The 26738-nt window shown below is 70.5% G+C and carries 17 protein-coding genes; 10 read left to right on the top strand and 7 right to left on the bottom strand.

The features are described from left to right. Positions 1-1416: a hypothetical protein gene (locus tag E1B00_RS12510; RefSeq protein WP_139449282.1), complete on the top strand. Its 1416-nt coding sequence runs from the start codon at positions 1-3 to the stop codon at positions 1414-1416. A 377-nt stretch (positions 1417-1793) separates the two neighbouring features. On the opposite strand, the gene E1B00_RS12505 is transcribed toward E1B00_RS12510, so the two are convergent. After that, complete coding sequence (locus E1B00_RS12505) at positions 1794-5249, bottom strand: hybrid sensor histidine kinase/response regulator (RefSeq protein ID WP_139449280.1); 3456 nt, start codon at positions 5247-5249, stop codon at positions 1794-1796. A gap of 97 nt (positions 5250-5346) precedes the next feature. Beyond that, positions 5347-6309: a pepsin/retropepsin-like aspartic protease family protein gene (locus E1B00_RS12500; protein ID WP_176693245.1), complete on the bottom strand. Its 963-nt coding sequence runs from the start codon at positions 6307-6309 to the stop codon at positions 5347-5349. 201 nt (positions 6310-6510) lie between these two features. Between E1B00_RS12500 and E1B00_RS12495 the strand changes: the two genes are divergently transcribed. After that, the gene (locus tag E1B00_RS12495) at positions 6511-7638 is read left to right on the top strand and encodes a GGDEF domain-containing protein (protein WP_176693244.1); all 1128 of its coding nucleotides are present in this window, start codon (positions 6511-6513) and stop codon (positions 7636-7638) included. Positions 7639-7648: 10 nt separating this feature from the next. On the opposite strand, the gene E1B00_RS12490 is transcribed toward E1B00_RS12495, so the two are convergent. Then, positions 7649-8401 (bottom strand): lytic transglycosylase domain-containing protein, encoded by a 753-nt coding sequence (locus E1B00_RS12490; protein WP_139449274.1) that lies wholly within the window; start codon positions 8399-8401, stop codon positions 7649-7651. Between the two features lie 106 nt (positions 8402-8507). On the opposite strand from E1B00_RS12490, the gene E1B00_RS12485 reads away from it, so the two are divergent. Next, on the top strand, positions 8508-8999 hold the full coding sequence (locus E1B00_RS12485) for an SRPBCC family protein (protein ID WP_139449273.1): 492 nt from the start codon (positions 8508-8510) through the stop codon (positions 8997-8999). Positions 9000-9078: 79 nt separating this feature from the next. Continuing rightward, the gene (locus E1B00_RS12480; protein ID WP_139449271.1) at positions 9079-9963 is read left to right on the top strand and encodes a sterol desaturase family protein; all 885 of its coding nucleotides are present in this window, start codon (positions 9079-9081) and stop codon (positions 9961-9963) included. A 13-nt stretch (positions 9964-9976) separates the two neighbouring features. Here E1B00_RS12480 and E1B00_RS12475 read toward each other — a convergent pair whose 3' ends face one another. After that, positions 9977-15442: an AAA domain-containing protein gene (locus tag E1B00_RS12475; RefSeq protein ID WP_220396284.1), complete on the bottom strand. Its 5466-nt coding sequence runs from the start codon at positions 15440-15442 to the stop codon at positions 9977-9979. Beyond that, positions 15439-16638: a M48 family metalloprotease gene (locus E1B00_RS12470; protein WP_139449269.1), complete on the bottom strand. Its 1200-nt coding sequence runs from the start codon at positions 16636-16638 to the stop codon at positions 15439-15441. Before E1B00_RS12470 ends, E1B00_RS12475 begins: the two co-directional genes overlap by 4 nt. A gap of 245 nt (positions 16639-16883) precedes the next feature. On the opposite strand from E1B00_RS12470, the gene E1B00_RS12465 reads away from it, so the two are divergent. Continuing rightward, positions 16884-18611, top strand: coding sequence for an alpha/beta hydrolase (locus E1B00_RS12465; RefSeq protein WP_139449267.1), 1728 nt, complete (start codon positions 16884-16886; stop codon positions 18609-18611). On the opposite strand, the gene E1B00_RS12460 is transcribed toward E1B00_RS12465, so the two are convergent. Both E1B00_RS12460 and E1B00_RS12455 read right to left on the bottom strand, forming a co-directional pair. Next, positions 18569-19483: a hypothetical protein gene (locus tag E1B00_RS12460; protein WP_139449265.1), complete on the bottom strand. Its 915-nt coding sequence runs from the start codon at positions 19481-19483 to the stop codon at positions 18569-18571. The genes E1B00_RS12465 and E1B00_RS12460 overlap by 43 nt on opposite strands. Continuing rightward, positions 19483-19914 (bottom strand): PepSY domain-containing protein, encoded by a 432-nt coding sequence (locus tag E1B00_RS12455; protein ID WP_139449263.1) that lies wholly within the window; start codon positions 19912-19914, stop codon positions 19483-19485. Before E1B00_RS12455 ends, E1B00_RS12460 begins: the two co-directional genes overlap by 1 nt. A 107-nt stretch (positions 19915-20021) precedes the next feature. Between E1B00_RS12455 and E1B00_RS12450 the strand changes: the two genes are divergently transcribed. The 5 genes from E1B00_RS12450 (at position 20022) to E1B00_RS12430 (ending at position 26669) form a co-directional block, all read left to right on the top strand. Continuing rightward, the gene (locus E1B00_RS12450) at positions 20022-20336 is read left to right on the top strand and encodes a PepSY domain-containing protein (protein ID WP_246048702.1); all 315 of its coding nucleotides are present in this window, start codon (positions 20022-20024) and stop codon (positions 20334-20336) included. After that, positions 20336-20998, top strand: a complete 663-nt coding sequence (locus E1B00_RS12445; RefSeq protein WP_139449261.1) for a response regulator transcription factor — start codon at positions 20336-20338, stop codon at positions 20996-20998. The genes E1B00_RS12450 and E1B00_RS12445 overlap by 1 nt, the downstream gene beginning before the upstream one ends. Beyond that, positions 20995-22317, top strand: coding sequence for a sensor histidine kinase (locus E1B00_RS12440; protein ID WP_139449259.1), 1323 nt, complete (start codon positions 20995-20997; stop codon positions 22315-22317). Before E1B00_RS12445 ends, E1B00_RS12440 begins: the two co-directional genes overlap by 4 nt. A 186-nt stretch (positions 22318-22503) precedes the next feature. Next, entirely contained in the window at positions 22504-23595 is a 1092-nt protein-coding gene (locus E1B00_RS12435; RefSeq protein WP_176693243.1) for a PAS domain-containing sensor histidine kinase, read from the top strand. Then, positions 23592-26669, top strand: a complete 3078-nt coding sequence (locus E1B00_RS12430; RefSeq protein WP_139449256.1) for an EAL domain-containing protein — start codon at positions 23592-23594, stop codon at positions 26667-26669. The genes E1B00_RS12435 and E1B00_RS12430 overlap by 4 nt, the downstream gene beginning before the upstream one ends. Positions 26670-26738 lie beyond the last annotated feature (69 nt).

The raw sequence follows: 26738 nt of genomic DNA, 5'->3' as shown, positions 1-26738 counted from the left end.
ATGACAGAACAGCCGAACGACAAGCCCAAGAAGAACCCGCTCCTGGACAGGTTGCGGGAGTTGATGCACGCCGTTGAAGTTCCGACCGAACACCTCGGGGTGCTGCGGGCCACAGAACTGCGGGCGGGCCAGGTTGTTGCCCTTGATGCGCAGATGGGTGCGCTGGACACAACGAACGACCGGGCCGTGGCGCATGCGTTTATGTGTTTGACGCTCGGCTATCCCGACCCCAACGACGACAAGGACATCCTGCCCCTGTCCGAAGCCGATCTCGCACAGCTCACTGATCGGGATCTCGATGAGTTCTCGGACCGCTACCTCAAGGGCGTGTTGGGGCACACGACTAAGGACGACCCTGTTGCGGGCATCGCCGGACACGTGCGCACAACATGGGCCGAAAGCCAGGCATCACATAAGGCCATGCTTGAGTCGTTGAAGAGCTCGGTGATGCTGGACGCCGGCCTTATGTCGATGTGGCCGGACCTGAAGGCGCAGTTGGGCGCGACAGATCACCTGCACTCTGCCTTGGAAGACCTTCGGCGATCCTTGGACCCGATGCTGGGAACCATGAGCGACGTCCAGAACTTCTTCAAGGACAACAGCAGCACCGCCATTGGGGACATTCTCAAGGGCATTCATGGCGAACAGGGATCCATCGGCGACATCCTCAAGGGGATCAACAGAGAGCGTGACCTGATTGGCGGTGCCTACGAAGGGATCGTTCCGGGCACGCCTCCCTTCGAAACTCCACCTGGCTCGTTCATTCCCAGAATTCCACCCTTAGACCCGGACATCCTTAGGTCACCGCTCCCCGACATTGAGACGCACTCGGCGAAGACAGCCGAAGCGGTAGGGCGGCTGGTTGGGCTGGCTGAGGGCGTGTCCCAACATGTCGACCACATGGTGGCCCACGTGGGGCGGATGTCGGCTGCACTGATCCAGATGTCCCAGCAGGCCGCCCAGGATGCGCTGGAGTCGCAAGAGCGCCACCAGTTGGCCATGCGCACCCAAGCTGAGCAGTCTGCGTTGGCCCAGCACGCCATGGCCATCCAGGCGGCCGACGCAGCGGCAGCGGCGGCACGCACCGATCGGCATGCCAATCGGGCCCTGGTGGCGTCGTTTTTCGCCATCGTTCTGGCGGCCTTGGTGCCCGTGGCCATTTCTTGGTTCGAGAGCCGTGCCGGCAGTCAGCAGAGCGAGCGCGAGATCGCCATGTTGGCGGAATTGACCCGACAGAACGAGACCTTGGCGGCGTTGGCGGCTCAAGAGAGCGCCGAGGCGGCTGAGCGGGAGAATTCCCGTGTGGTTCAAGAGGCGAGCGCGGCGGCCTTGCAGGCGTTGGTGAAACTCCAAGAGGAAGAAGCCGCAGCGAGGGCGGCGGCGTTGACACCCCAACCGCAAGAACGCATGCGCTAAGCTCTTGCCACGCTGTGCTTTCCTTTCAGCATTCTCAGGCGCTGGAATTGAGGCCGCACACGGAGGCAAATGCCAGTAACCACGCCCAGTACGAGCAGGCATGGAATCGCACGCAGTGAGCGCTTCGTTCCCATGTACTTCGAACGGTTCAACAGTTTTGCAATCGACTGGCGGTGTTGATGCTTTTTTAGTCCAACTACCGTATATGCGGACGCCAAGGTCCCCGGCTATGTATTCGACAATAGTGCCAGCCAGAGGCCGGCGACGCGTCGTTTCCACTGGAGCGCAGGCTCACCGACTCCGGTAAACAACTCAACGTAATATCGGACCAAGAGCGACGTCCGCTTCGGGTCGAAAGCAGTCTCTCGACAATAGGACTACCCCCCAATCACCACCCGCCGCTGCTGCGCCGCCAGGAACGCCCGCAAACTCGCCGGCTTGACGGGCTTGGTCAGCACCGGAATCCCGAGATCCCGCGCCGCACGCTTGAGCGCATCACTGCCATCGGCAGTCACCAGCACGGCGGGAATATGCGGCCCGCAGACCGCACGCAACGCCTGCAGCGCCCCCAGCCCATCCAGTTCATCGTGCAGGTGATAGTCCGCAACCAGCACGTCCGGCGTTTCGGCCTGCGCCAATGTCAGCGCCGCGGCCACCGTCTCGGCCACGCGCACCGCCACGCCCCAGCGGGTCAGCAGGGCCTCCATGCCGTCGAGGATCTCGCGGTCGTTGTCCAGGCACAGCACGCGCAGGCCGGCCAGGTCGCGGTGCGCCACCGGCGCGCGCGGCGGTTTGGCCGGCGCGGCGGTGTCGGCGATTGGCACGCGGATGCTGAAGACGCTGCCGCGCCCGGGCCAGCTGCGCACGCCGATCGGGTGGTCGAGCATGCGCGATACGCGCTGGCAGATGCTCAGGCCCAGGCCCAGGCCACGTTCGCCCCAGGGCGAGGGCTGCTCGAAGCGGCGGAACTCCTCGAAGATCTGCGCCAGGTGGTGCGGCGGAATACCGGGGCCGCTGTCCCACACCTCGATCTCCACCGCGCCGCCGCGCCGCCGCGCGCCGATGATCACCCGGCCTTCCTTGGTGTAGCGAAGCGCGTTGGCGACGAAGTTCTGCAGCGCGCGCCGCAGCAGGCGGCGGTCGCTGCGCACCGACAGCCGGCTGCCGTGCACGCGGAAGCCCAGGCCGCGCGTGGCCGCCAGCGGCGCGTACTGCGCCGATACGCTGGCCAGCAGTTCGTCCAGGCGGAACACGGTGAGCTCGGGCTTCAGCGAACCGGCATCCAGCCGCGACACGTCCAGCAGGCCGTCCAGCAGCTCCTCGGCATCGCGCAGCGAGGCGTCGACGCGTTCGGCCAGGCGGTGCTGTTCGGCGCTCTCGTCGCTGTCGCGCAGGGCCGAGGTGAACAGGCGCGCGGCATTGATCGGCTGCAGCACGTCGTGGCTGATGGCGGCCAGGAAGCGGGTCTTGGACAGGTTGGCCTCCTCGGCCTCGCGCGTGCGCTGGCCCACGCGCGCCTCCAGCGTCTCGTTGGATTCGCGCAGCGCCTGCTCCACCTGCTTGTAGTCGGTGACGTCGCTGTAGGTGGTGACATAACCGCCGCCGGGCAGCGGCTGGCCGCGCATCTCGATCACCTGGCCGTTGGCGCGCACCCGCTCGAACACGTGCGGCGAACCCTGCCGCAGGTAGGCCACGCGCTTGCCGACCTGAAGTTCGATGTCGCCCGGGCCCATCTCGCCGCGCTCGGCGTTGTAGCGGATCAGGTCGGCCACCGGCCGGCCGACGTAGAGCATGCCCTCGGGGTATTCGAACATCTGCTGGTAGCGGCGGTTCCAGGCCACCAGGCGCAGGTCGCGATCGACCACGCTGACCGCCTGCGACAGGTTCTCCAGCGTCGCCGACAGGATTTCGCGGTTGAAGCGCAGCTCGTGGCTGGCTTCGTCCAGCAGGCTCATCACCTCGCCCAGCTCCATGCCCGAGCCGCGCAGCGCGGTGGTCAGCGTCAGCCGCGCCGAGGCGGCGCCGATGGATGCGGCCAGCAGGCGTTCGGTGAACTGGATCAGGGCGCGGTCGGCCGGTGCGGTACGCACCAGCTCGCGGCCCTGGGCCGCGGCGTGTTCGGCGAAGGCGCGCTGCGCGTGGCGTTCGCCGACGATGCGGGAGGCCAGGTCCAGCAGGTCGCCGGTGTCCAGGCTGCCCTGCCAGCCGCCGGGCGCGGCCAGCGGCCGCTGCGCATACGGGTCGAGGAAGGGCGTGGCGCGGATGCGCTCCTCCAGGCTGGGCCGGTAGCGCGCCGAGATCACCAGCAACGCGAGGATGTTCATCAGCAGCGACCAGAAGGTGCCGTGGGTGATCGCATCCCAGCCGCGCAGGCCGAACAGGCTCTCCGGCCGCAGCCAGGCGATGTTCAGCGGGCCGGTGGCCAGCCAGGCGTCGTCGAACCAGCCGGCGCGGGTCAGCGTCGGCAGCAGCAGGGTGTAGGTCCACAGCGCGAAACCTGCGGCCAGGCCGGCCATCACGCCGCGCCGGCTGGCGCCGCGCCAGTACAGGCCGCCGATCAGCGCCGGCGCGAACTGGCCCACCGCCGCGAAGGCCAGAAGGCCGAAGGCCGCCAGGCTGCCGCCTTCGCCGGCGCCGCGGTAATACGCATAGGCCAGCAGCGCGATCGCTACGATGGTCACGCGCCGCACCCACAGCACGCGGGCGCCCAGGTGTTCGCGCTGGTCCAGGTCGGTCAGGCTGCCGCGCCACAGCACCGGCATCACCAGGTCGTTGCTGACCATGGTCGCCAGTGCCACCGAGGCCACGATCACCATGCCCGTGGCCGCCGAAAAACCGCCGACGTAGGCCGCCAGCGCCAGCGCAGTGTTGTCGCGGGCCAGCGGCAGCGCCAGCACGTAGGTGTCGGGCGTGGCGCCGGTGCCGGCCAGCACGAACTGGCCGGCCGCGGTGATCGGCAGCACCAGCACGCAGATCACCATCAGGTAGCCGCTGAACAGCCAGCGCGCGCGGCGCACGTCGGCCACTTCGCCGCATTCGACCACGGCGACGTGGAACTGCCGCGGCAGGCAGACGATGGCCGCGAAGGCCAGCAGCGTCTGCGCGACGAAACCCTGCGGAATGCCCGGGGCGACGAAGTCGCGCGCCGCGGCCTCGAAGCGCAGCAGCAGCGACTCGCTGCCCGGCAGGTGGCCGATGGCGAACACGCCGACGGCGACGAAGGCGACGAGCTTGACCAGCGATTCCAGCGCCACCGCCAGGATCATGCCGTGGTGGTGTTCGGTGGCGTCGATCTGGCGGGTGCCGAACAGGATCGCGAACAGCGCCAGCAGCAGCGCCACGTACAGCGCGGGGTCGGCCCAGAACTCGCGCGCGGCGCCGGCCTGCACGCCCGACAGCACGTCGATGCTCATCGCCACGGCCTTGAACTGCAGGGCCATGTAGGGGATGGCGGCGATCACCGCGATCAGGGTCACCAGGGCGGCGATGTTCTGGGCGCGGCCGTAGCGTGCAGCCAGGAAGTCGGCGATCGAGACGGTACTCTGCTCGCGTGCCACCAGCACCAGGCGCTCGAGGATGCGCCAGCCGAACACGAACAGCAGGATCGGCCCGAGATAGATCGGCAGGAAACCCAGGCCCGACTTCGCCGCCGTGCCGACCGCGCCGTAGAAGGTCCAGGACGAGCAGTACACCGCCAGCGCCAGCGAATACACCAGCGGCCGCAGCCAGTCGCGACCCGGGTACAGCGGCTTGCGGTCGCCGATCCAGGCCACGCCGAACAGCAGCCCGACGTAGCCGACCGACACCAGCAGCAGGATCCAGCCTGGAATCACGGGCCCTCCCGCCGCGGACCCCGGAGATGGCCGAGTGTAGCGCCGGCGCCCCCGGCGGCGCGGCTACGACCAAAGTCGAAGCCGGCGGCGCGCGGACTCAGCGCTCGGCAGGCGCGGCCGCGGGTGCGAACCAGGCCTTGGCCGCCGGATAGTCGATCACCATGCGGAAATACTTCAGGCCCGAGCCGCCGATCGCGCCCCAGGTCGGGCGGTCCATCATCGAGGCCATGTACTTCTGGAACGCGCCCGGCGGCCGTTCGGCGAACCACACCGGGCCGACGGTGTGGCCGGCGATGGTGACCGCGGGCACCTCGATCAGGCGCAGGGCCTTGTCGCCGATGCGGTCGCCGCCTTCCACCACGCGCCAGTCGGGATGGTCCGCGACCCAGCGCTCAAACACCTCGCGCTCGATGAAGGACGTGCCGACCGCCGTGCCCGGCGCCAGGCCGAATACCGGGCCCGAGGTCTCGCTAAGCGTGGCGGTGGCGCCGGTATCGAGCAGCACGGCCAGCCCCTCGCCGTCCACGGTGATGTCCATGGACGGGAAGTGCATCGTGCGCTGGCCCGCGGCATTGGTCTGGAAACCCAGCGGCACGGGCGTGCCCGGGCCGGTGTAGGTCTCGAGGCGCGCCAGCGTGCCGGCCGGATAGTCGAAGGCCCAGACGCCGTCGGCGAACCAGCGGCCGCCGAGGAAGCCATCGCCCTTGGCCAGGAATTCGTTCGCGCCGACCACCGCCAGGCGACCCTGCATGAAGTGCTTGGGCGCGACGGGCAGACCCTGGCCTTCGTCGAAGTCGGGGAAGGGCGCCAGCGCCATCGTGCGCCCGTCGGCCTCCACCGATTCGGTGGCCAGGCCCAGCCGGTCGACCGTTTCGCGCGCGATCGCGTTGAAGCCGCCGCCTGTGTCGGTAAAGAAGCGTATCTCCCGGCCATCGACCTTCGGCACCAGCCACACCTGGTCGTGGACGAACTGCGCGGGCACGGGCTGCGCATGGGCGGCTGCGGCGGCGAGGCCGGCAGCGAGCGCGAGGCAGGCGATGGGGCGGCGGATTCGGGACATGCGCGGCTCCGGGTGGGGGACGAGCGCAGGCTAGCCTGCGGGATGGCCGCGGTGAAACGCTGCGACGAAACCCGCATCCGCCGTCGCCGGCATCCCGTTCGTGGCGACGAAACGCGCCGACTGTGCCGGATGTTGCGCCGCAGGGTTGCCGCCGCCGCCTGCCTGCGCCACTCTGCCCCTGTCGCCTGGCCGGGAGTCCGAATGTCCTTCGAACTGTTTCCGCGCAACGACCCGAACCTGCGCCGGCTGCTGCGCCGCCAGCTGATGGGCCTCGCGTCCTACCTGATGTTCCTGGTGCCGCTGGTCTACGCGGTGAACGAAGGCTGGATGCGCATGGACTTCTCCGGCCTGGCCTGGTTCGTGGCCGCGGCCTGCGCGGTGAACGTGTTCTTTTTCCTCGCCATCCGCAGCGGCTGGACCCGGCGCTTCCAGGATCCGGGCCTGACCCTGGCGCAGATCGCCACCGCCGTCGCGCTGGCGCTGGTGATGATCCACTACAGCGAAGAGGCGCGCAGCGTGCTGCTGATGCTGTTCTTCGCGGCGCTGTTCTTCGGCATCTTCGGCCTGGGTACGCGGCAGTTCCTGCTGCTGGGCACGGCCACTGCCGTCGGCTACTGGGGCCTGATCCAGTGGGAGTTCCGCGACGCCCCGGCCGAGGACCCGCGCCGCAAGCTCGAGGTGCTGCGGCTGCTGACGCTGTCGATGATCATGCTGTGGATGGCCCTGCTGGGCAGCTACGTCGCCGGCTTGCGCCAGAACCTGCGCCGTCGCAACGCCGAGCTGGCCGAGGCGATGGCGCGCCTGCGCACCCTGGTCGCGCACGACGAGCTAACCGGCGCCTTCAACCGCCGCCACCTGATGGACATCCTGACCCGCGAGAAGGAGCGCACCGACCGCTTTGGGCACGTGTTCACGGTCTGCATCATCGATCTCGACTACTTCAAGCGCATCAACGACAGCCATGGCCACGCCGCCGGCGACGACGTGCTGCGCGGCTTCACCGAACGCATGCTGGCCTCGGCGCGCAAGATCGACTGGCTGGGCCGCCAGGACGTGGACACCACCTTCGGGCGCTACGGCGGCGAGGAGTTCCTGCTGGTGATGCCGCACACGCCGCTGGCCGGAGCGCGGGTCTGCGTCGAACGCATCCGCGACCGCGTGGTCGCCGCGCCCTTCGAGACGGGGGCCGGGCCGCTGGAGGCGAACTTCTCGGCTGGCGTGGCCGAACATCGCCCGGGCGAAACGGTGGCCGAGACCCTGGCGCGGGCCGACGAAGCGCTGTACCTGGCCAAGACCCGCGGCCGCGGCCGCACCGAAACCGCGGACTGAGCCCGTCGCCTCAGCGCGGCGCGGGTTTGCCGCTGCGGTAGCGCGCGTGCAGCGCGATCACCTTGGCGACATAGGCCTGGGTTTCGGCATAGGGCGGGATGCCGCGGTGCGCCTGCACGGCGGCGACGCCGGCGTTGTAGGCCGCCGCGACGCGCTCCAGGTCGCCCGGGTAGAGCCGCATCAGGTCGGCCAGATGGCGCGCCCCGGCCTGGATGGACTGGTTGGGATTGAAGGGGTCGGTCACGTCGTAGGCGGCGGCCGTTTCCGGCATCAGCTGCATCAGGCCCTGCGCGCCCTTGGGCGAGACGGCCTGCGGGTCGTAGCCGCTTTCGACGTGGGCGATGGCGCGCAGCCAGGCCTCGTCCACGCCGGTGAGCCGCGCCGCGGAGCGGAACTCCGGCACGAACACGTCGCGCCGCGGCGGGCCGGGGTCGGCGACGCCGGCATGTGCGGGCGAGCCCGGCGGCGCCGGCACCGAAAACGCCAGTACCCGGACCGAACCGGGCAGTTCCCGGGTGCTGTAGACGGTGCGTCCATCCTGCTGGCGCTGGTAGAGCACGCCGCGCTGCGCGCCCGGCACGCCCCACAGGTCGGGAAGCTTCGGGCTGTTGGCGTCGTAGGTGATGGCCTTGCAGCGCGAGCCGGGTTCCGGCGCCGTCGCCAGGCTGACGCTGGCGCCGCGGGTGCAGCGATACACCGTGCGGGTGGCGGCCGGCGGTGGCGGGACCGGGGACAGGGCCAGCAGGACGGCAAGCAGGGTCATGGCGCGAGTGTAGGCCCCCGGCGTCGTCATGGCGTGCAGCGCACATGCGCCGGCGTAGGGTGCGCACGCCGTGGACAGCGCCCAACTCAGCGGCCAAAATCTCCGCATGTCCGTGACCTGTTCCGCCGAACGCAGCCTGCCCTGCACGCCCGAAGTGGCCTTCGCCCTCGCCACCGACCCCGATCGTTTTCCGGGTTTTTTCACCGGTTTCGGCCCGATCCCGGCGGTGCGCGGCATCCGCCTGCACGCGCCGCTCGCGGTCGGCAGCCAGCGCCGCGTGCACAACTCCGACGGCAGCGTGCTCAGCGAACGCATCACCGCGCACGATCCGCCGGTGCGCCACGCCTATACGCTCAGCGGCTTCCGGCCGCCGTTCGCGTGGCTGGTGAACCGGGGCGAGTCGAACTGGACCTTCGCCGGCCACGAATTCGGCTCGCGGGTGCGCTGGGACTACGAGTTCACGCTCTCGCGCCGCTGGCTGTGGCCGGTCGCCGCGCTGCTGCTGAAGCTGTTCATGACCCGGGCCATGCACCGCTGCCTGAAGAACATGGCGCGGTCGCTGGACGCGCCCGGCACCGCGGCCGCCGGCCCGCGCTGATTTTTCCGGCCCGGCTGTAAATCCGGGCGCCCCTTGGTCCAGACTTGAGCCTGGTCGGGGCGGAGCGGAACGGAACGGCATGGGCGAGTGGATCCTGCTGGCGATGGCGCCGGTGTTCCTGGGCTTCATCGCCTGGGAGGCCTGGCACTGGAAGCGCCGTGGCCGCGAGGCCTACAGCCTGCGCGACACGCTCAGCAACGCCGCGCTGGCGCTGATGCACCAGGGCGCCGACGCGGTCGCCTGGGCGCTGGTGATCGGCCTGTACTGGGGCGTGTACCAGTACCGCCTGTTCGACCTGCCCACCACGTGGTGGACGATCGCCCTGCTGTTCGTCGCGCAGGACTTCTTCTATTACTTCTTCCACCGCGCCCACCACCGCGTGCGCTGGATGTGGGCCTCGCACGTCACCCACCATTCGTCGCCGCGGCTGAACCTGTCCACCGCGTTCCGGCAGAGCCTGACCTATCCGGTATCGGGCATGTGGGTGTTCTGGCTGCCGCTGGCCTGGCTGGGCTTCTCGCCGCCGCACATCGTCACGGTGGTGGCGATCAACCTGGGCTTCCAGTTTTTCGTGCACACCGAGGCGGTGGGCAAGCTGGGCTGGCTGGAGAAGGTGTTCAACACGCCCTCGCACCATCGCGTCCACCATGCGCGCAATGCCAAGTACATCGACCGCAACTACGCCGGCGTGCTGATCGTCTGGGACAAGCTGTTCGGCAGCTTCGTCGAGGAGGATCCGGCGGTGCCCTGCGAGTACGGCATCGTCAAGCCGATCGACAGCCACAACCCGATCACGCTGACCTTCCACGAATGGCGCGACATGTTCCGCGACGCGGCGCGGCCGCAGCCGCTGCGTTCGCGGCTGGGGCAGCTGTTCGGGCCGCCCGAGCGCGCGCTGGCCCAGCAGCCGGCGCCCAAGGCCGAAGCAGGGCTGACTGTGCAGGAGGCGGAGCCGGCCCCCTGACCCCGGCCGCCACTCAGGGGGCTGCGTCGAGATAGCCCTTGCGGAGTTTTTCGTCCACCAGCTTCGCCATCTCGCGGTCCGCGCGTTCCACCGATTCGTAAGCCTTGAGTAGGGACTGCCCCCTGGTGCCGATGCGGCCGAAGGTGATGGTGAGCTCGCCGCCGCTGCGGCTGATGCGCCAGAACTTGCTGGACCCGCCCTCTTCGAACAGCAGCGAGCGCGAGGCGTCGGCCGCCGTGCCCGCCGGGACATCGGGCGCAGGGCCAGGCGCCGCGGACGCCGGCGTCGGGACGTCGGGCGCGAGCTCCGACAGCGCGGGTTCGTTCGCGCCGGCCAGCAGCGATTCGATCCGCGCCAGCACCGCCTCGGGGGCGCGCAGCCAGTCCAGGCAGGGCAGGTCGAGCACGCGCCAGCCGAAGGCGCGCAGGATCGCCGGCCGGAAAACATAGCGCTGGCGGGGATCGTCGGTCTGGGTCTCGGGGTCCAGCAGGACCGCCAGGGCATAGCCCTCGTGGTCGGGTGCGACGATGCCCAGATCGCAGCGGAAGCTGGAACGGCCCACGTGTTCGCGCACTTCGTGGCCACGCGCGCGCAGCGCCGCCGCGATCGCGGAGCGAATCGCATCGCGAGGCGGCTGGCTGGCGAAGGCCTGCTGTGCGCCGGGGTTGAGCGCACCCAGCACTGCCTGCGAGCGCTCGGTCTCGCCACGGGCGCTGGCTTCGGCGAACTGCAGGAAGGCCCTGAGCGCTGCGGCGCCGTCGTTGTGTACGTTCGTGATGGCTTCCGCGCGGATGGTCGAAACCACCGCCATGCGGTGCTTGGCGCGGCTGAAGATCACATTGAGTCGCTTCTCGCCGCCGCGCTGGTTGATCGGCCCGAAGTTCATCAGCATACGGCCGTCCCGGCCCGGCGCGTAGCAGATGCTGAGGATGATCACGTCGCGTTCGTCGCCCTGCACGTTCTCGAGGTTCTTGACGAACAGGCCGTTGAACTGGTCGTCGTCCTCACGCACGAACTCTTTCTCGAGCGCGGTCGCGAACTCGGCGTCGGTGGCCGCAAGCGCCTCGAGCGCCGCCTCGATTTCGGCCTGCTGGGCTTCCGAAAACGCCACTACGCCGATGCTGTGGCCGCTTTCGCGGCGCAGAAGTTCGCGCACCAGGCGGGCGATGTAGGCGGCCTCGGGCGGGTTGCAGCGGTCCTCGTAAAGGCCGTCGGCGACCACGTGGAAGCTGATCGGCGTGGCCAGCAGTGCGTCGGCGCCGACGCTGCCCGCGTCGTCCTGGTCGGATCGGCAGGGCGCGAGTGCATCGACGACCTGGTCGATGCGGCGGTCGGGGATCGTGACCAGGCGGCCGTCGTAGAAGGCCGCATTGGAGAAACTGATCAGGGCCTCGTGACGGCTGCGGTAGTGCCAGGCCAGGAGGGTGGCGGGCAGATTGCGTGCGGCTTGGCTGAGCAGGCTGTCGGCGTCGAGGGTGATCGCGACTCGCGCGCCGTCCTCCTCGGCAACCACCTCGTTGTCCTCTTCATCGCCGCCGGTGCTGAAGAAGCTGGTCGGTGGCAGCTGCATTTCGTCGCCCACCACGATGCTCTGGCGTGCCCGGCTCAGCGCCGGGACCGCCTCTTCGGTCGGGATCTGGCTGGCCTCGTCGAAGATCACCACGTCGAAAAGGTCCGGGGCCAGCGGCAGGGTGTCGGACACCGACAGCGGGCTCATCAGCCAGATCGGCTTGAGGTCCTTCACCACCAGGCCCGAATCGCCGCCCGACATCTCGCGGATCGAGCGATGGCGCATGGTCTTGCCGAATTCGTGTTCGAGTTCGCGACGCCCGGTGGAGTAGCGCTTCTTGAACTCCCTGCCCGAGCCGTCGAGCTGGGTGGCGGAAAGCGACGACCGACGCACGTTGTCGAGGAACTTCTGGTGCTGCGTTGCTCGCACCAAGGCGGCGTTCTGGTCGAGCAGGCGCGCGTCCGCCGCCGCGACGGTCGCCACGGCCCGCGCCAGCGCCTGGCCGTCGAACTGCGCGAGGCCGGGCTCTTCGCGCTGGATGCGCGCCAGCGCCTCGGCTGCAACCAGAGCCTCCATCTCGTCGGGCGGCAGTGGAAGCGTGCAGAGCGCATTCGTATACGCCTGGCCGGCCTGGTGCATGGCGCGCAGCAGCGGCAACAGGTCGGGCAGGTCCTCGAGATTCTCGCGCAGGTCGCGCAGGGCTTCGGCCAAGGCGCCGATGGCCAGCGTCGGTGGCATGGCGAGAACGTCGGAGGCACGGGCCTGGACCTGCGAAAGCACGGCGGCAGTCCGCGCGTCGCGGTCCGCGCTCGCCAGCGGGTCGCTGGCCTCGCTGACACTGACCAGCCATCGGCCCAGCAGCGGTTCCTTTCCGCGCCGTGCCTGGAGCGCGTCCGCCGCGGCCAGGAAACGGTCCGCATCGGGGCTGCCGTACTGCGCTGCCAGCGCCTGCCTGGCCTGCTGCAGCGCCCGCGCCGCCGCATGGCGCTCCGAAAGCCAGCCCAGCACGGTGCGCAGGCTCGGCGCCACCGCGTGTCGGGAGAAGTCGTAGCGGCGGGCAATCTCTCCACGCAGTTTCCACCAAGTCGGCTGCAGCCAGCGCAGGACGGACGGCTCCAGCCGTGTCGCCAGCCCCAGCGCGGCCTGGGTGTCCGCCACCTGGAGCGGTTCGCGCCAGTTCGCCGCGGCCGCGCTGGCTTGCTCGAGCGTGCCCGCCAGCGCCAGAAGCCCGGTGCGTTGCTGCTGCAGCGCCAGGGTGGCCCCCGGGCTGCCGGCCAGCAGCTCGCCGTGCCGAGCCAGGCCGCTGTCCACCAGCTCGCGCTGCAGGCCGGCGAGCGCGGCTGCATCGGCCACCGGGGCGTCTGCGTCCAGCCACGATGGCCCGGCGTCCAGTTGGTCCTCGACCGGTGCCAGCTGGGCCTCCACATCGTCCAGCGCCGACTTGATGCGGCCGAAGGCCAGCGGATCAGCCACGGCCTCGCCGCTCAGCCAGCGGAACGGATGCCGGGCCAGGCTGGGAGCGCCCAGGCGTTCGTGCACGGTGCGCTGCAGGCGTGCGGTGAGGTCGCGATGCGCCTGCCAGGTGGCAAAATCGGGCAGCCGCTCGCGCGCCTCGGCCGGCACGCCGTCCGGGGCAGTCGGCAGCGCGGCCAGCCGGCGCACGAGCTCGCGCACGCGGCAGGCGAGGGATCCTGGCGTCGAAGACAGCAGGGTCTCGTGGTGCTCGATCCGCTGGAGCTGCGATTCCAGGGCCGACAGCGTGCCCGCGCGTGACGCCGCCAGGTGGTCGCGCTGGACCGGGGCGGCCACCCAGCGTTCGTAACATGCGCGCAGGTCCGCCACGAAGGCCCTCTTGTCGCCCTGCGAGTCGTGGATCAGGCTGCACAGGTCGTCCAGGCCGCATTGCTTCAGGCGATGGAAGACCACGTCGATGGCCGCACGTTTTTCGCACACGAACAGCACGCGCTGCCCACGCGCCGCATAGTCGGCGATCAGGTTGGTGATGGTCTGCGATTTGCCGGTACCGGGCGGGCCCTGGATGATGAAGCTGCGGCCGGTGCGGGCCAGGCCGACGGCCTGGGCCTGGGTCGCGTCGGCGGGCACGACGTTCCACTGCTCATTGGCCGGCAGCGGTGGCGGCGGCGTGGTTTCGACCGGACGCGGGTCGATCGAGAACAGGCGATCGAAGGCGGCATTGTCCGGCTGATCTTCGATCAACTGGGCGTAGTCCCGAACCAGCGACATTTTCTTGTAGTTGAAGTTCGCCAGCGTCACTTGGGTCAGGTCCAGATCCCAGGCGAAGCGGTGGCCTTCGTCACGTGCGACGCTGAACGTGCCCCTTTCGGCGACCGCAATGCCGCCCGCCATTTCCGGATGGCGCGGCGTTGGCTTGCTGGCCAGGGCGTTGCGCAACGGCAGCGGGCTCGGCAGCACGCGTTCGCGGAACAGGGCCAGCCCCAGCGGCCGGAAATCATCGGCGGCATAGCTGAACTCGGGGCGGCCCTCGGCGCGAACCGCCGGTGTCTGCCGCCCGCGCCGACGCTGGAACTGGCGCAGGTGCTGCACCGCCTTCTGGTGGATCAATTCGATCGACGGCTTGGACTGGAGCCGAAGCTCAACGCCCGGCTCGGTGCGGTGGATCTGCGCCTGCAGGTCGGCATGGATGGCTTCGATCGTCGTGGTACGCAGGTCCACGGTGTCGGGCAGGCGGATGTCGTAGAGCTGGCGCAGGTAGTGACGCAGCGCCGGGTTGAACTCCGCCTCCTCTTCCTGGCATTGCAGCACGTACTGGTCGCGCACGCCCTTTTTCTTCACCAGCTCCACGGGCAGCCAGAGCATCGGCGAGACGATGCGGTCTTCGGGCGCGTCCTTGAGGTTGTGCCAGCGCAGGAAGGCCACCACCAGCCGAAGATGGCTGAAGCCGAACTCCGCGCGGTCGCGGCGCGTGTCCTGCACGATGCGGTCGAGCGAACCGGGCAGGTAGGGCTGGTCATCGAAGCGCAACCAGCGCTGCAGCGGCACGGCTTTGCAGGAAAGAACATCCTCCGCGAACGCGCCGCCCCAGGCGCAGAGCTGTGCGGGCCGGATGCTCTCGAGCTGCAGCACCAGGGGCACACTTGCCATCGTCAGGTTCACGCTGCCCTGGGTGGCGCGGAAGTGCAGCAGGCGATTGCGGCGCGACAGGTCGAACAGACGGTCGCGAAGGTGCGACAGCACGGCCACCCGCCGCGGGTTGGCGCCGCTGGCGTCGGCAAGCACGCGGTCCACGTCCAGCGAGGCGGGCTGGTCGCGCCAGGTTTCCAGCCGGCGCACCACTTCGGCCAGGTCGGTGGCGCGGTCGTGGCGATTGAGCGCGGTCATCTCGGCGATGACATTGGCCAGCACCGGGTTCAGGCGCGGATGCACATGGAAAAGATTGCGCCGGTGCGCGGCGAAGCGGCGCAGGTCTGCGGCGTCGTCGAAGTCCAGGCCGCAGGCCAGGCAGGCCAGCAGCTGGCCCAGCAGGAAAAGGTCGGTGATCTCGTCGTGATGGCCCAGCGCCAGCTCCCAGCTGCCGAAGCCCGGCAGGTAGACCGGCTGCTCCGGCGGCACCGAGGGGTCCTCCTGCACCTCCAGATTGTCCACCCGCAGGCCGGATTCGGAGTCGTTGGTCACCTGCACCCGGCCAACGACATTCAGGCCCGATCCCGGATGCGGCTGGAGCGCGCGCACGGCCTCGATGCGTTGCCGTGGCAGCTGGCCGTCGGGATGTCGAAGCTGCAGGCGCCGGCCGTCGGTCATCACGATATCGGACGGCGCCAGCACCGCCACCCTGCCATGCAGGTGCAGCTGCGAAACCTGCCGCAGCAGCGGCAGCGACAGGTGCAGCACGTCGTCGATCGGCAGCGCTGTACCGCTGGCCTCGGCCAGCAGGCCGCGGAAATCGATCCCGGGCATGACTTCCTGCGCGTCGTTCGTGGGCTCGATCACTGGCCGCGCTCCTTGGCCGGAGCCTTGGCGAGTCTGTCGATCTCTCGTTTGCCCAGCCCCGCATCGCGCGCCAGCGCCTTTAGGAATGCCGCGCGACTGTCGAGGTCATCGGCGACCTGGAGGGCGCGGCGCAGCGCGGGGTCGCGCAGGTCGGCGTCGGCCAATGCCAGGTCCAGCATCACGCTGTGCAGGAAATCGCGGATGCTGTCGTTTGCCGTCGCCGGGCCCAGCGAGGGCAGGGGCAGGCGGGGCTGCTCCGGCGACCAGTCGGGAAAGAACTCGCGGGCCTGCAGCAGTAGCCGCTCGGCCTGAAGCGCCGGGTCGGCGAAATAGTGCGACAGCAGGGTGCGGGTCGCCTGCACCAGCTGGACCTGTGCGGTCAGGTCCAGCCGCGCAAGATCCAGCGGTCCCCGGAGCCGCTGCTGCAGCCAGCCTTCGGTGTCCGGGGCGTCGTGCCACCATCGCTCCAGTGCCTGGGCGCGCAGGTAGGACTCGGGATGCGATTGGCCGGTCGAGGCGCCGGCATCGGCCGTCTCCAGTTCCTTGGCCTGCTGCAGGTAGGCGGCTGCATCGACGCTGGCGATACCCGTCTGAACCTTCACCAGGGTGCAGACGGGCGGTTCCAGCGCCTGCGCCGCTACGGCGCCGCCGCGGTCGGCGAATACTTCGGTGTGCAGACGGTACAGGCGCGAGGTCTCGACGTGGCTTGCCGCAGCACCCGGGTCCGCCAGCGTGTGATGGAGGATGCGATCGGCGACGAGGAATTCGCCGTCGCCGAGCGACCACAGCAGGTGATGCGCCAGCTCGTGGCCCATCAGCGCCAGCAGCTCGTCTTCGGAAAGGCGCTCGAGCAGCGGCCCCTGCAACAGAAGGTGCACCTGGCCGGGCAGGAAACACAGCATGGCATTCATGCCTCCGCCGTAATCGTTGGCCTGGTAGATGGTCGCGGGTGCATCCATGCCCAACCGCTGCATCGCCAGGGCGCACAGGCGGTAGGGCAGCGGATGCGACTCGGGCGTAAGCCGGTAGCTGTCGCGCAGAAGCTGGTCGCGGGTTTCCCGGGCATGCTGCTCCTGCGCGCCCAGCGACGCTGCCCAGATCCAGATGTCGGGTTCGTGCTGCTTGAGGTAGTCGACCACATCCCGGTGGTAGCGCAGGGGCGTGAGGTCCCTGCCGTCTCGAATGGTGCGTTCCACCGGGGCCCGTCTCCCTTGTCGGGCCAGCCTGGCCCGCGTCCCGGTCAACGATACTGCCCGGTGGTCCGGCGTTGAAGCCCACGTTGCATTGCGTCGTGCCGGCCCGCCGATCCCGGTCGGTCCGGTCGGCTACGGGCGCCGCTGCCGCGCCGGGGCGCGGACTCCCCTTTGGGGGAAGGGAACTGCCAGGGCGTTGCGTTATGGTCGTCGAGCCCGTCCGGGTAGGTATCGGGGAGCCCGCCAACATGCCGCTGCTGCTGCGCCTGCTGGTCCTTGCCGCGCTGCTGTCGGCCTGCGGCGCCCCGACGCCGACCCGCGAGGACGGCGAGCATTGCATCGGGGACGCTGGCTGCGCGGCCACGCCGACGGCGGCGCTGCAGGTCGCTCGGCTGCTGTCGCAACGTGCCGTGCGGCGCGCAGACAACGAGAATGCCTTGGGAGACTGGTCCCGCTGCGCCGCGCTGGCCCATCAAGCGTTGACGGCGCCCGATGCGTCGGCGGCGAGGGAAGCGGCGTCGCTCGCCACGCACTGCACCGACCGCTTCCTCGCGCTGGCGTTGCGGCGCGGCGGCGGCCGCTGGTCGGCCGGCCCCGCGCGGGTCGGCGACGCCGACCTGGTGATCGAACACCGCGGCCTGTCGCCCAGTTTCACCCCCGGCCTGAGCCTGGTGCGCGCGCAGGACGTGTCGATGGCGATCTTCGACGGCCAGCGGTTCGCGACGCCGGGCTACGGCGTGCCGGTGGCGGCGCTGACGCCGCGCTGTTCGCATGCACTGGCCTGCCAACTGCAGCCGCCGGAGGGCGTGTTCCGCTGGGCCACGGTCTGGTTCGAGGCCGGCGAAGACGCCGATGCGCCGCCGCGCATGTTGATCGCCGATCCGCTGGTGACCGGCCCGCTGCGGATCGCCGGGCGCCGCATTCCGCTGGCGCTCGACACCTCGGCGCATTACGCACACGGCGCCGGCACCTCGCCGCTGCCGCACCTGGGCGTGTTCGGACTGCTCGGCGGCCGCGAGATCGGGCGCCGTTCCGGCGTCTACGTGCTGGGCGACTACGACCCGCGCAAGCCGCCGCTGGTGATGCTGCACGGCCTGGGCAGCAATCCGCTGATCTGGGCCAAGCTCAGCAACGCGGTCTGGGGTGACCCGCTGCTGCGCGACCGCTTCCAGATCTGGCACGTGGTCTACCAGACCGACGCGCCGCTGCTGGTGACGCGCCTGCGCGTGCAGGGCTATCTGGACCAGGCCTGGCAGCTTCTGGATCCGGAAGGCGACGACCCGGCGCGCCGCGGCATGGTGCTGGTCGGCCACAGCATGGGCGGCGTGGTGTCACGGCTGTTGAGCGTGGACACCGGCGACACGCTCTGGAACGCCGCGTTCACCGTGCCGCCGGAGCAGTTGCCGGGCGAGGCCGCGGACCGCGAGGGCATCCTCGCCACGTTCCGCTTCACGCCCTACCCCGGTGTGACGCGCGCGATCTTCATCGCCGCACCGCATCGCGGCAGCCCGACGGCCGACGGCTGGCTGGGCCGGCTGACGCGCTTGCTGGTCGGGCGGCGCGTGCCCGAGGTGCAGGCGCTGCGCCGCCTGGCGAACCGCCATCCGGACGCGGTGCGGGAAGAGGTTCGCGAGAGCTATCGCCTGGGCGCGCTCAACTCCATCGCCACGCTGCAAAGCGCACAGCCGGTGCGCCGTGCCGGCGAGAAGCTGATGCCGGTGCCGTGGATCCCGCACCACAGCATCGCCGGCGCCCTGCCGGGGCGTGAGCCGAAGACCGATGGCGCGGTGCCGCTGGAGAGCACGCAGCTGGCGAGCGCCGCGTCGACCCTGGTGATCGCCACCGGGCACGACGTCTACCGCCACGACGAAGCGATCGCCGAGGTGCTGCGCATCCTGCACCTGGAGCTGGCCGCCGCCGAAGCGGCGGCGGCTCAGGGGGCAGCCGTCATGCCGCCGGCACCGGCGTCGGAATAGCGACCGACCCACAGCGGCGTCGGCCGCTTCTCGGAGCCGACCAGCACCGTGCCGGGCGTCGGCGACAGCGCCATGGCTTCGGCCTTGCGCATCGCCGGGCGCGCCAGCACGGCGGGGTCGCGCTGCAGCACCTGCGACCAGTGCTCGCCGTCGGCGCGCCGCCACAGGTACAGGCCGCTGTAGGTGAGCACCGCCAGCTCGCGGCCGTCTTCGCTCAGGTCCAGGCCGGTCACGGCGCCCTCGATGGAGCCACTGCGCGGCGAGCCGAGGTATTCGGCAGTGGCCGGGGCGCTGCCCGCGGCGGCCAGCGGCACGCGGTACAGCCGCGCCGGCTGGTCGCGCTTGCTCAGCACCAGCAGATCGCCGCTGGCCTGGTCCACCGCGATGCCCTCGGCGTCGCGGGCGCCGTCGGGGTAGCGGAAGCGCAGCGACCAGGCGATGCGCGCATGGGTCGCCTGCGCGTCCGGCTCGGGCACGGCGTGCACCACGACGTGGTCGCGGCGCGCGCGGTTGTCGCCGACGTCGCCGATCAGCAGCCAGTCGCGTTCGCGCTGGCGCCAGCGCGCCAGGGTTTCGGTGTCATGCAGCCAGGCGCCCGACACCCAGACCCGGCCCAGGGCCTGGCCTTCGCTGCCCAGGCGGTAGAGCCGGGCGAAGCTGCCGCTGTCGTTGATGCTCCACAGCACGCCGGGCTGGCGGTGCGAGGCGACCAGGCCGCTCATTTCCGCCAGCGCCCGGTCCTGGACGCGGTGCGCGCCCTCCGGAAACGGCTCGGCCCCGCCGCCCGAACAGGCGGCGAGGCAGAGCAGGGCCAGCGGCAGCAGGCTCCGTCCGGGCGCGGCGCCCGGGGGAGTGGGGCCGGGGCCGGCCATCAGTCGTCGTTGTCGTGGCGGACGTTGAGGATGCGGCCGTCGTAGCCGCTGATGCGCAGTTCGACGCGCATGCCCTGCGCGTCCAGCGCCTCGGCGTCCCACAGCGCGCCTTCGCGGTCGAGGTCGTGCACCTGGGTATAGCCGGCGCGCTCGAGCGAGGCCAGCACCTGCGGCAGCTCGATCAGCGGGCGCGTCGACATCGCGTCGAACACTTCGCCGCTGGCGGCGTCGATCGCCACTTCGCCCCAGAGGCCGTTGGCGCGGCGGACTTCGGCTTCCCACAGGCCGTCGTCGTATTCGAGCTCGCGGACTTCGGCGTAGCCGGCGGCGTTGAGGGTGCGGGTGACGTCGGCCGGGCTGCCGATCGAAGCGAAGGCGGCGGTGCTGAGACTGGCCAGGGCCAGGGCGGTCGTCAGGCGGGTCTTGTTCATGGGGGTCTCCGTGGGCTGCGTCGGATGACGCGGTGAGGGCCAGTTTCCGGAGCCGGCCTAACGCGGGAATGATCGCTCCGTTCACCCAAGAGTTAGGCCGCTGGGGCATGCTGCCGCCCATGCGCGCCTGCCTGCTCCTGCTGCCCCTGCTCTGCCTGCTGCCCCTGGCGGCCCCGGCCCAGTCCACGCTGTCGGACCGGGACCACGAGCGCGTGCGCGCCGCCGTCGCGCGCGGCGAGATGGTGCCGCTGGCCGACGTGCTGGCCGACGCCCAGCGCCGCCACCCCGGCACCGTGCTCGAGGTGGAGCTGGAGGACGACGAATACGAAGTCGAGATCCTCGGCGACGACGGCGTGATCCGCGAACTCGAGTACGACGTGCGCACCGGCGCGCTGCTCGAGGTCGAGATCGAGGTCGACTGATGCGGGTGCTGCTGGTCGAGGACGACGCCGAACTGGCGCAGCGCCTGGCCGCCGCGCTCACCGAGGCCGGCTACGCGGTGGACCACGCCGCCGACGGCGTGGACGCCGAATTCCGCGGCCAGACCGAAACCTACGACGCCGCCGTGCTCGACCTGGGCCTGCCCGGCATGGACGGCCTGAGCGTGCTCGACGCCTGGCGCGGCAACGGCCGGCGCCTGCCGGTGATCGTGCTGACCGCGCGCGGCCGTTGGCACGACAAGCTGGCGGGTTTCGACGCCGGCGCCGACGACTACCTGGTCAAACCCTTCGCCACCGAAGAGCTGGTGCTGCGCCTGCGCGCGATCATCCGCCGCAGCGGCGGCCACGCCCATCCGCAGTTGGCCTGCGGCGCGCTGGCGCTGGACGACAACGCCGGCCGCTTCACCCTGCGCGACGAGGTGCTGGCGCTGACGGCGCAGGAGCACCGCATCCTGGCCTACCTGATGCACCGCCGCGACGCGGTGGTCAGCCGCAGCGAGCTGGGCGAGCACGTGTACGAGCAGGGTTACGACCCGGATTCGAACGTGCTGGACGTGCTGATCGGGCGCATCCGCCGCAAGATCGGCGCAGAGCGCCTGGTGACCGAACGCGGCAAGGGTTTCCGGCTGGTGGAGCTGCCGTGATCGACCGCCGCTCGCTGCGCCTGCGGCTGCTGCTGGCGGGTGGGCTGGGCGTGCTGGTGGCGTCGCTGGCGGTGGCGCTGTGGCTGGGCCAGGCCTTCGCCGAAGCGAGCGAACGGGCCTTCGACCGCGAGCTCGCCGACGAGCTGCAGACCCTGATCGTGATGGGCGAAGTGGACGAGGCCGGCGGCTTCGCGCTGCAGAGCGAACCCGAGGACCAGCATTACGCGCGGCTCTATTCCGGCCATTACTGGCGCGTGATCGCCGGCGACCGCCAGTTCCAGTCGCGTTCGCTCTGGGACGGCAGCCTCGACGTCGCCCTGCCGACCGCGCCGGGCCGGCCGCAGGTGCGCGAGGTGCGTGGTCCGCGCGACGTCGAACTGCGTGCGCTCGTGCAGGCGGTCGCCTACCCGGGGTTGGACCAGCCAGTTGTCTTCCTGGTCGCCGCCGACCGTGCCGAGCTCAGCGCCGAGGCCGCCGATTTCCGCCTGCTCGCCGGCGGCGCAGTGGCCCTGGTCGCGGTCACGCTGCTGGCCCTGCTCGCCCTGCAGGTCGGTTTCGCACTGCGGCCGCTGACGCGCCTGGCCGATACCGCCGCGCGCGTGCGCCGCGGCGAGAGCGCGAGTTTCCCGACCGAGGGCCTGCCCTCGGAAGTGGCGCCGCTGGCCAACCACCTCAATGAGCTGCTCGAACATCACGACCGCTCGGTGCAGCGCGCCCGCACCGCCGCGCAGGACCTGGCGCACGCGCTGAAGACGCCGCTCGCCGTGCTGGCGCTTGAGGCCGAGCGCCCCGGCCCGCAGCTCGCGCCGCGCGTGCAGGCCGAGGTGGCGCGCATGCGCGCTTCGGTGGATCGGCACCTGGGCCGCGGCATCGCCGCCGACCCGCGCGGCCGCACGCCGGTGGCGCCGGTGGTGGACGCGCTGCTGGCGCTGATGCAGCGCGTGCACGGCGCGCGCGGCCTGCGCTTCGAACGTGTGGCCGGCGACGATGCGGTGTTCGCGGGCGGGCGCGAAGACCTCGAGGAAATGCTCGGCAACCTGCTCGACAACGCCGGCAAGTGGGCCGAGGCCGGCGTGCGCGTGGAGGTGGCGGCCGACGCCGGGCGCCTGCGGATCGCCGTACGCGACGATGGCCCGGGCCTGCCCGCGGAGGCTCGCGACCAGGTGACCCGGCGCGGCGTGCGCCTGGACGAGCAGACGCCCGGATCGGGCCTGGGCCTGGCCATCGTCCAGGACATCGCCGGCGGCTACGGCGGCCAGCTGCGGCTGGCGGACGGCGCGCCGGGCCTGGTCGCCACCCTCGACCTGCCGGCCGGCTGATCCCACCCGGACCGGCGATTGCCGGTCGGACCGCGCTTTCCCGTGTGCACGAGGAATGCCGGTCGAAACTGCGCCGGTTCAGAGACCGGTTCAGGCACGCCCGGACCGGTGGGGACTAGACTCGACGCGTCGACCGCGCCACCGGATCGGCGGCCGGTCCGCCGAGAGGGAACCAGGATGCCCGGGATGATCGACAGGACCCTGAACGACCTGATCGAGGCCATGCCCGATGCCATCGTCATGATGGATGGCGAAGGGCGGATCGCGCTGGCCAACGGCCAGGCCGAAAAACTGTTCCGCTATCCACGCGCCGATCTGGTCGGCCAGCCAATCGAGACCCTGCTGCCCGAGCGTTACCGCGCCAAACACGCCGGGCACCGCAACGGCTTCTTCGCCCAGCCGCGCACCCGCGGCATGGGCGCCGGACTGGAGCTGTACGGTCGCCGCGGCGACGGCGAGGAGTTCCCGGTCGAGATCAGCCTCAGCCCGGTCAACACCGCCGCCGGCCCGATGGTGCTCAGCGCGATCCGCGACGTCACCGCGCGCAAGCGCGTCGAAGCCTCGCTGCTGCAGGCAAGCCGGCTCAAGAGCCAGTTCCTGGCCAACATGTCGCACGAACTGCGCACGCCGCTCAACGGCATCATCGGCTTCTCCGAGCTGATGGTGGACGGCAAGGCCGGCGAGCTGAGCGCGCGCCAGCGCGCCTTCCTGCAGGACATCCTCGACAGCGGCCGGCACCTGCTGCACCTGGTGAACGACCTGCTGGACATCTCCAAGATCGAGGCCGGGCGCATGGAGCTGCACGAGGAAGAGTTCGTGCTCGCCGACGCGATGCAGGAGGCCTGCGCGGTGCTGGCGCCGGCGGTCGCGGAAAAACGCCTGGACCTGGCCTGGTCGGTCGAAGCGCCGCTGGACCGGGTGCGGCTGGACCGGCAGAAGTTCAAGCAGGTGCTGCTCAACCTGGTCTCCAACGCGGTCAAGTTCACCGACGCCGAAGGCGTCATCCGCATCGTCGCCTCGCGCCCGCAGCCCGAGGAGCTGGTGCTTAGCGTGCGCGACAACGGCATCGGCATCGCCGAGGCCGACCAGCGCCGGCTGTTCGTCGAGTTCGAGCGGCTGGACCCGGCGGAAACCAGCCGCCGGCCCGGCACCGGCCTGGGCCTGGCGCTCACCCGCCGGCTGGTGGAGCTGCAGGGTGGCCACATCGGGCTCGAAAGCGAGCTGGGCCACGGCAGCTGCTTCATCGTGCGCCTGCCGCTGCGAGGGGACGCGGCATGAGCCGGATCCTGATCGTCGACGACAACCCCACCAACCTGCGCCTGGCCGCCAGCGTGCTCGAGCTGGAGGGCCATCAGGTCGACCAGGCCGCCGACGCCGACCAGGCCCTGGACTACCTCTCCGGCACCGTGCCGGACCTGATCCTGATGGACATCGCCCTGCCCGGCACCGATGGCCTGACCCTGACCCGCCGCATCAAGGCCGAGCCGCGGCTCGCGGCGATCCCGGTGGTGGCGCTGACCGCATTCGCGATGAAGGGCGACGACCAGAAGGCGCGCGAGGCCGGCTGCATCGGTTACGTGACCAAGCCGATCGACACCCGCGAGTTCGGCCGCCAGCTCGCCGGTTTCCTGGCGCCGCCGGCGCAGCGCCTGCTCATCGTCGACGACAACCCCACCAACCTGCGGCTGCTGCGCGCCCAGCTCGAGGCCGAAGGCAAGCAGGTGGTCGAGGCCGCCAACGGCGTCGAGGCGCTGGAGCTGCTGGCGGACACACCCGTGGACGGCGTGATCTCCGACATCCTGATGCCGCGCATGGACGGTTACCGCCTGTGCCTGGCGCTGCGCCGCCATCCGCGCTTCGGCGCGCTGCCCTTCGTGCTCTACACCAGCACCTACAACTCGCCGGCCGACCGAGATCTCGCCACTTCAGCCGGCGCCGACGCCTACGTCGCCAAGCCCGCGCCGGTCGGCGTGCTGCTGGCGGCGCTGGATGCGGCCCGCGGCCGGCAGCGCGCGCCGTCGGCGCCGGGCGCCGAGCTTGAGACGCCGGTACTCAAGCAATACAGCGAGATCCTGATCCGCAAGCTCGAGGAAAAAAGCGAGCAGCTGGGTCTGGCCTACGAAGGCCTGGCGCAGATCGAGGCGCGGCTGTCGGGCCTGGTGGAGTCGGCGCTGGACGCCATCATCGCCATCGACCAGCAGCAGAAGATCGTGCTGTTCAATTCGGCGGCCGAGAAGCTGTTCGGCTGCCCGCGCGAGCAGGCGATGAACCGCTCGCTGGACCAGTTCATACCGGTGCGTTTCCAGCGGGCGCACCACAGCCAGGTGGAGAAGTTCGGCGAAGGCGCGGACACGGGACGGCGCATGGGCGCGCGCATGGTCTGGGCCCAGCGCCTGGACGGCACCGAATTCCCGGTCGACGCCTCGATATCGAAGCTCGCGACCTCTCACGGCTGGTTGTACACGGTGTTCCTGCGCGACATCAGCGAGCGTTACCAGGCCGAGCAGGCGCTGGCCAAGAGCGAGGCCCGACTGCGCCGCGTCAACCGGGTGCTGTCGGTGCTCAGCGGCATCAACACCCTGATCGTGCGCGCCGGCAACCAGGAAGAGCTGCTGACCGAGGCCTGCCGCATCGCCGTGGATTCGGGCCACTTCCCGCGGGCCTGGATCGCCCTGATGGACGGGCCCGACGACCGGCTGCGCTTCCGCGCGGGGCAGGGCGACGACCCGGCCTTCTTCACCGAACTCGAACAGCTGCTCGCCGACCAGGACTCGCCCCGCTACGCCGCCTGGCTGGCGGCGGTGAAGGGGCGCCAGCCCCTGGTCATCAACGACCTTGCCGCCGAGCCGCTGATGCTGCCGTCCACGCGCGCGTCCGGCGCGCGCTCCCTGGCCGCCCTGCCGCTGTCCATCGACGGCGCGGCGGCGGGCGTGATGGTGCTTTACGCGGCCGAGCCCGGCTTCTTCGACAGCGAGGAGATGAAACTGCTGTCGGAGCTGGCCGGCGACGTCTCCTACGCACTCGAACACCTGCGCAAGTCCGAGCAGATCCACTACCTGGCCACGCACGACGAGCTGACGGGACTGCCCAATCGCAGCGCCTTCTCGGACCGGCTGGCGCGTTCGCTCAAGGACCGCAACGGCGCGGGTGCCCAGATGCTCTCGGTGCTGGTGATGGACCTCGAACGCTTCCGTCTGGTCAACGAAACCCTGGGGCGCGAGGCCGGCGATGAACTGCTGCGGCAGGTCGCGCGGCGGCTGACGGCGGCGGAGGACAGCGTCGCGCGCCTGAATGGCGACGTGTTCGTGATGAAACTGCGCGATCCGCAATCCGCGGCCGAAGTCGCGCATGCCGTCAACGCCCTGGTCGAGCGCTGCTTCGGCGCGTCCTATGCCGTGGCCGGCGAAGAGCTGCGCATCGGCTGCCGGATCGGAATCGCGGTGCATCCCAGTGACGGCAGAGATGCCGAGACCCTGCTGCACAACGCGGAGGCGGCGCTCCGGCGCGCGCGCGTGACCTCGGAGCGGCTGGCCTTCTACGCGCCCGAGCTCAACGCCCGGGCCGCCGAGGCCCTGAACCTGGAATCGAGGCTGCGGCGGGCGATCGAGCGCAACGAATTCGTGCTGCACTACCAGCCCAAGGTGGGAATGGCCGACCGCCGGATCACCGGCGTCGAGGCCCTGATCCGCTGGCGTTCGCCCGACCAGCCCCACCTGGTGCCGCCCGGGCAGTTCATCCCGGTGCTGGAGGAATGCGGCTTGATCGGCGAGGTCGGCGACTGGGCGCTGCGGCAGGCGCTGGCGGACCAGGACGACTGGTGGTCGCGCGGGCTGGTGGCACCGCGGGTGGCGGTGAACGTGTCGCCGCTGCAGCTGCGGCGGCCGGGTTTCGCCGAATCGGTGGCGGCGCTCACCTCCGGCAGCAGCATGGCCGAGCTGGAGCTGGAGATCACCGAGTCGGTGATCATGGAAGACGTGGAGCGCAACATCGTCGCGCTGTCCGCCGCGCGCGACGCCGGCATCACGGTGGCGGTGGACGATTTCGGCACCGGCTATAGTTCGCTGGCCTACATCGCCAAGCTGCCGGTGAACGCGTTGAAGATCGACCGCTCCTTCATCGTCGGCATGACCGATGGCCCCGAGGGCCTGGCGATCGTCTCGAGCATCATCGCGCTGGCGCATGCGCTGCGGCTCAAGGTCGTCGCCGAAGGCGTGGAGACCGAGGAACAGGCGCGGCTGCTGCACCTGCTGCGCTGCGACGAAGCCCAGGGCTACCTGTTCACCCGGCCGGTGCCGGCCGCCGATATCGTCGCGCTGCTGATGCAGCGCAAGCCGCTGGGCGGCCCGAAATAAGGCGCGACCGCGTGTAAAAATTTCCCTTGCCGCGAGGCGGCGCGACCGGCGACGGCAGCCGCCGATGCT

Origin of the sequence: Arenimonas terrae (assembly GCF_006265115.1) — a bacterium.
Classification (GTDB): Bacteria; Pseudomonadota; Gammaproteobacteria; order Xanthomonadales; family Xanthomonadaceae; genus Arenimonas; species Arenimonas terrae.
This window is presented reverse-complemented; position numbering and strand designations above follow the sequence as displayed.

Bases quoted from the DNA above. Each gene is read 5' to 3' on its own strand.
- E1B00_RS12510 (WP_139449282.1), top strand. From the start codon at position 1: ATGACAGAACAGCCGAACGACAAGCCCAAGAAGAACCCGCTCCTGGAC.
- E1B00_RS12500 (WP_176693245.1), bottom strand. From the start codon at position 6,309: ATGTCCCGAATCCGCCGCCCCATCGCCTGCCTCGCGCTCGCTGCCGGC.
- E1B00_RS12495 (WP_176693244.1), top strand. From the start codon at position 6,511: ATGTCCTTCGAACTGTTTCCGCGCAACGACCCGAACCTGCGCCGGCTG.
- E1B00_RS12490 (WP_139449274.1), bottom strand. From the start codon at position 8,401: ATGACCCTGCTTGCCGTCCTGCTGGCCCTGTCCCCGGTCCCGCCACCG.
- E1B00_RS12485 (WP_139449273.1), top strand. From the start codon at position 8,508: ATGTCCGTGACCTGTTCCGCCGAACGCAGCCTGCCCTGCACGCCCGAA.
- E1B00_RS12480 (WP_139449271.1), top strand. From the start codon at position 9,079: ATGGGCGAGTGGATCCTGCTGGCGATGGCGCCGGTGTTCCTGGGCTTC.
- E1B00_RS12465 (WP_139449267.1), top strand. From the start codon at position 16,884: ATGCCGCTGCTGCTGCGCCTGCTGGTCCTTGCCGCGCTGCTGTCGGCC.
- E1B00_RS12460 (WP_139449265.1), bottom strand. From the start codon at position 19,483: ATGGCCGGCCCCGGCCCCACTCCCCCGGGCGCCGCGCCCGGACGGAGC.
- E1B00_RS12455 (WP_139449263.1), bottom strand. From the start codon at position 19,914: ATGAACAAGACCCGCCTGACGACCGCCCTGGCCCTGGCCAGTCTCAGC.
- E1B00_RS12450 (WP_246048702.1), top strand. From the start codon at position 20,022: ATGCTGCCGCCCATGCGCGCCTGCCTGCTCCTGCTGCCCCTGCTCTGC.
- E1B00_RS12445 (WP_139449261.1), top strand. From the start codon at position 20,336: ATGCGGGTGCTGCTGGTCGAGGACGACGCCGAACTGGCGCAGCGCCTG.
- E1B00_RS12435 (WP_176693243.1), top strand. From the start codon at position 22,504: ATGATCGACAGGACCCTGAACGACCTGATCGAGGCCATGCCCGATGCC.
- E1B00_RS12430 (WP_139449256.1), top strand. From the start codon at position 23,592: ATGAGCCGGATCCTGATCGTCGACGACAACCCCACCAACCTGCGCCTG.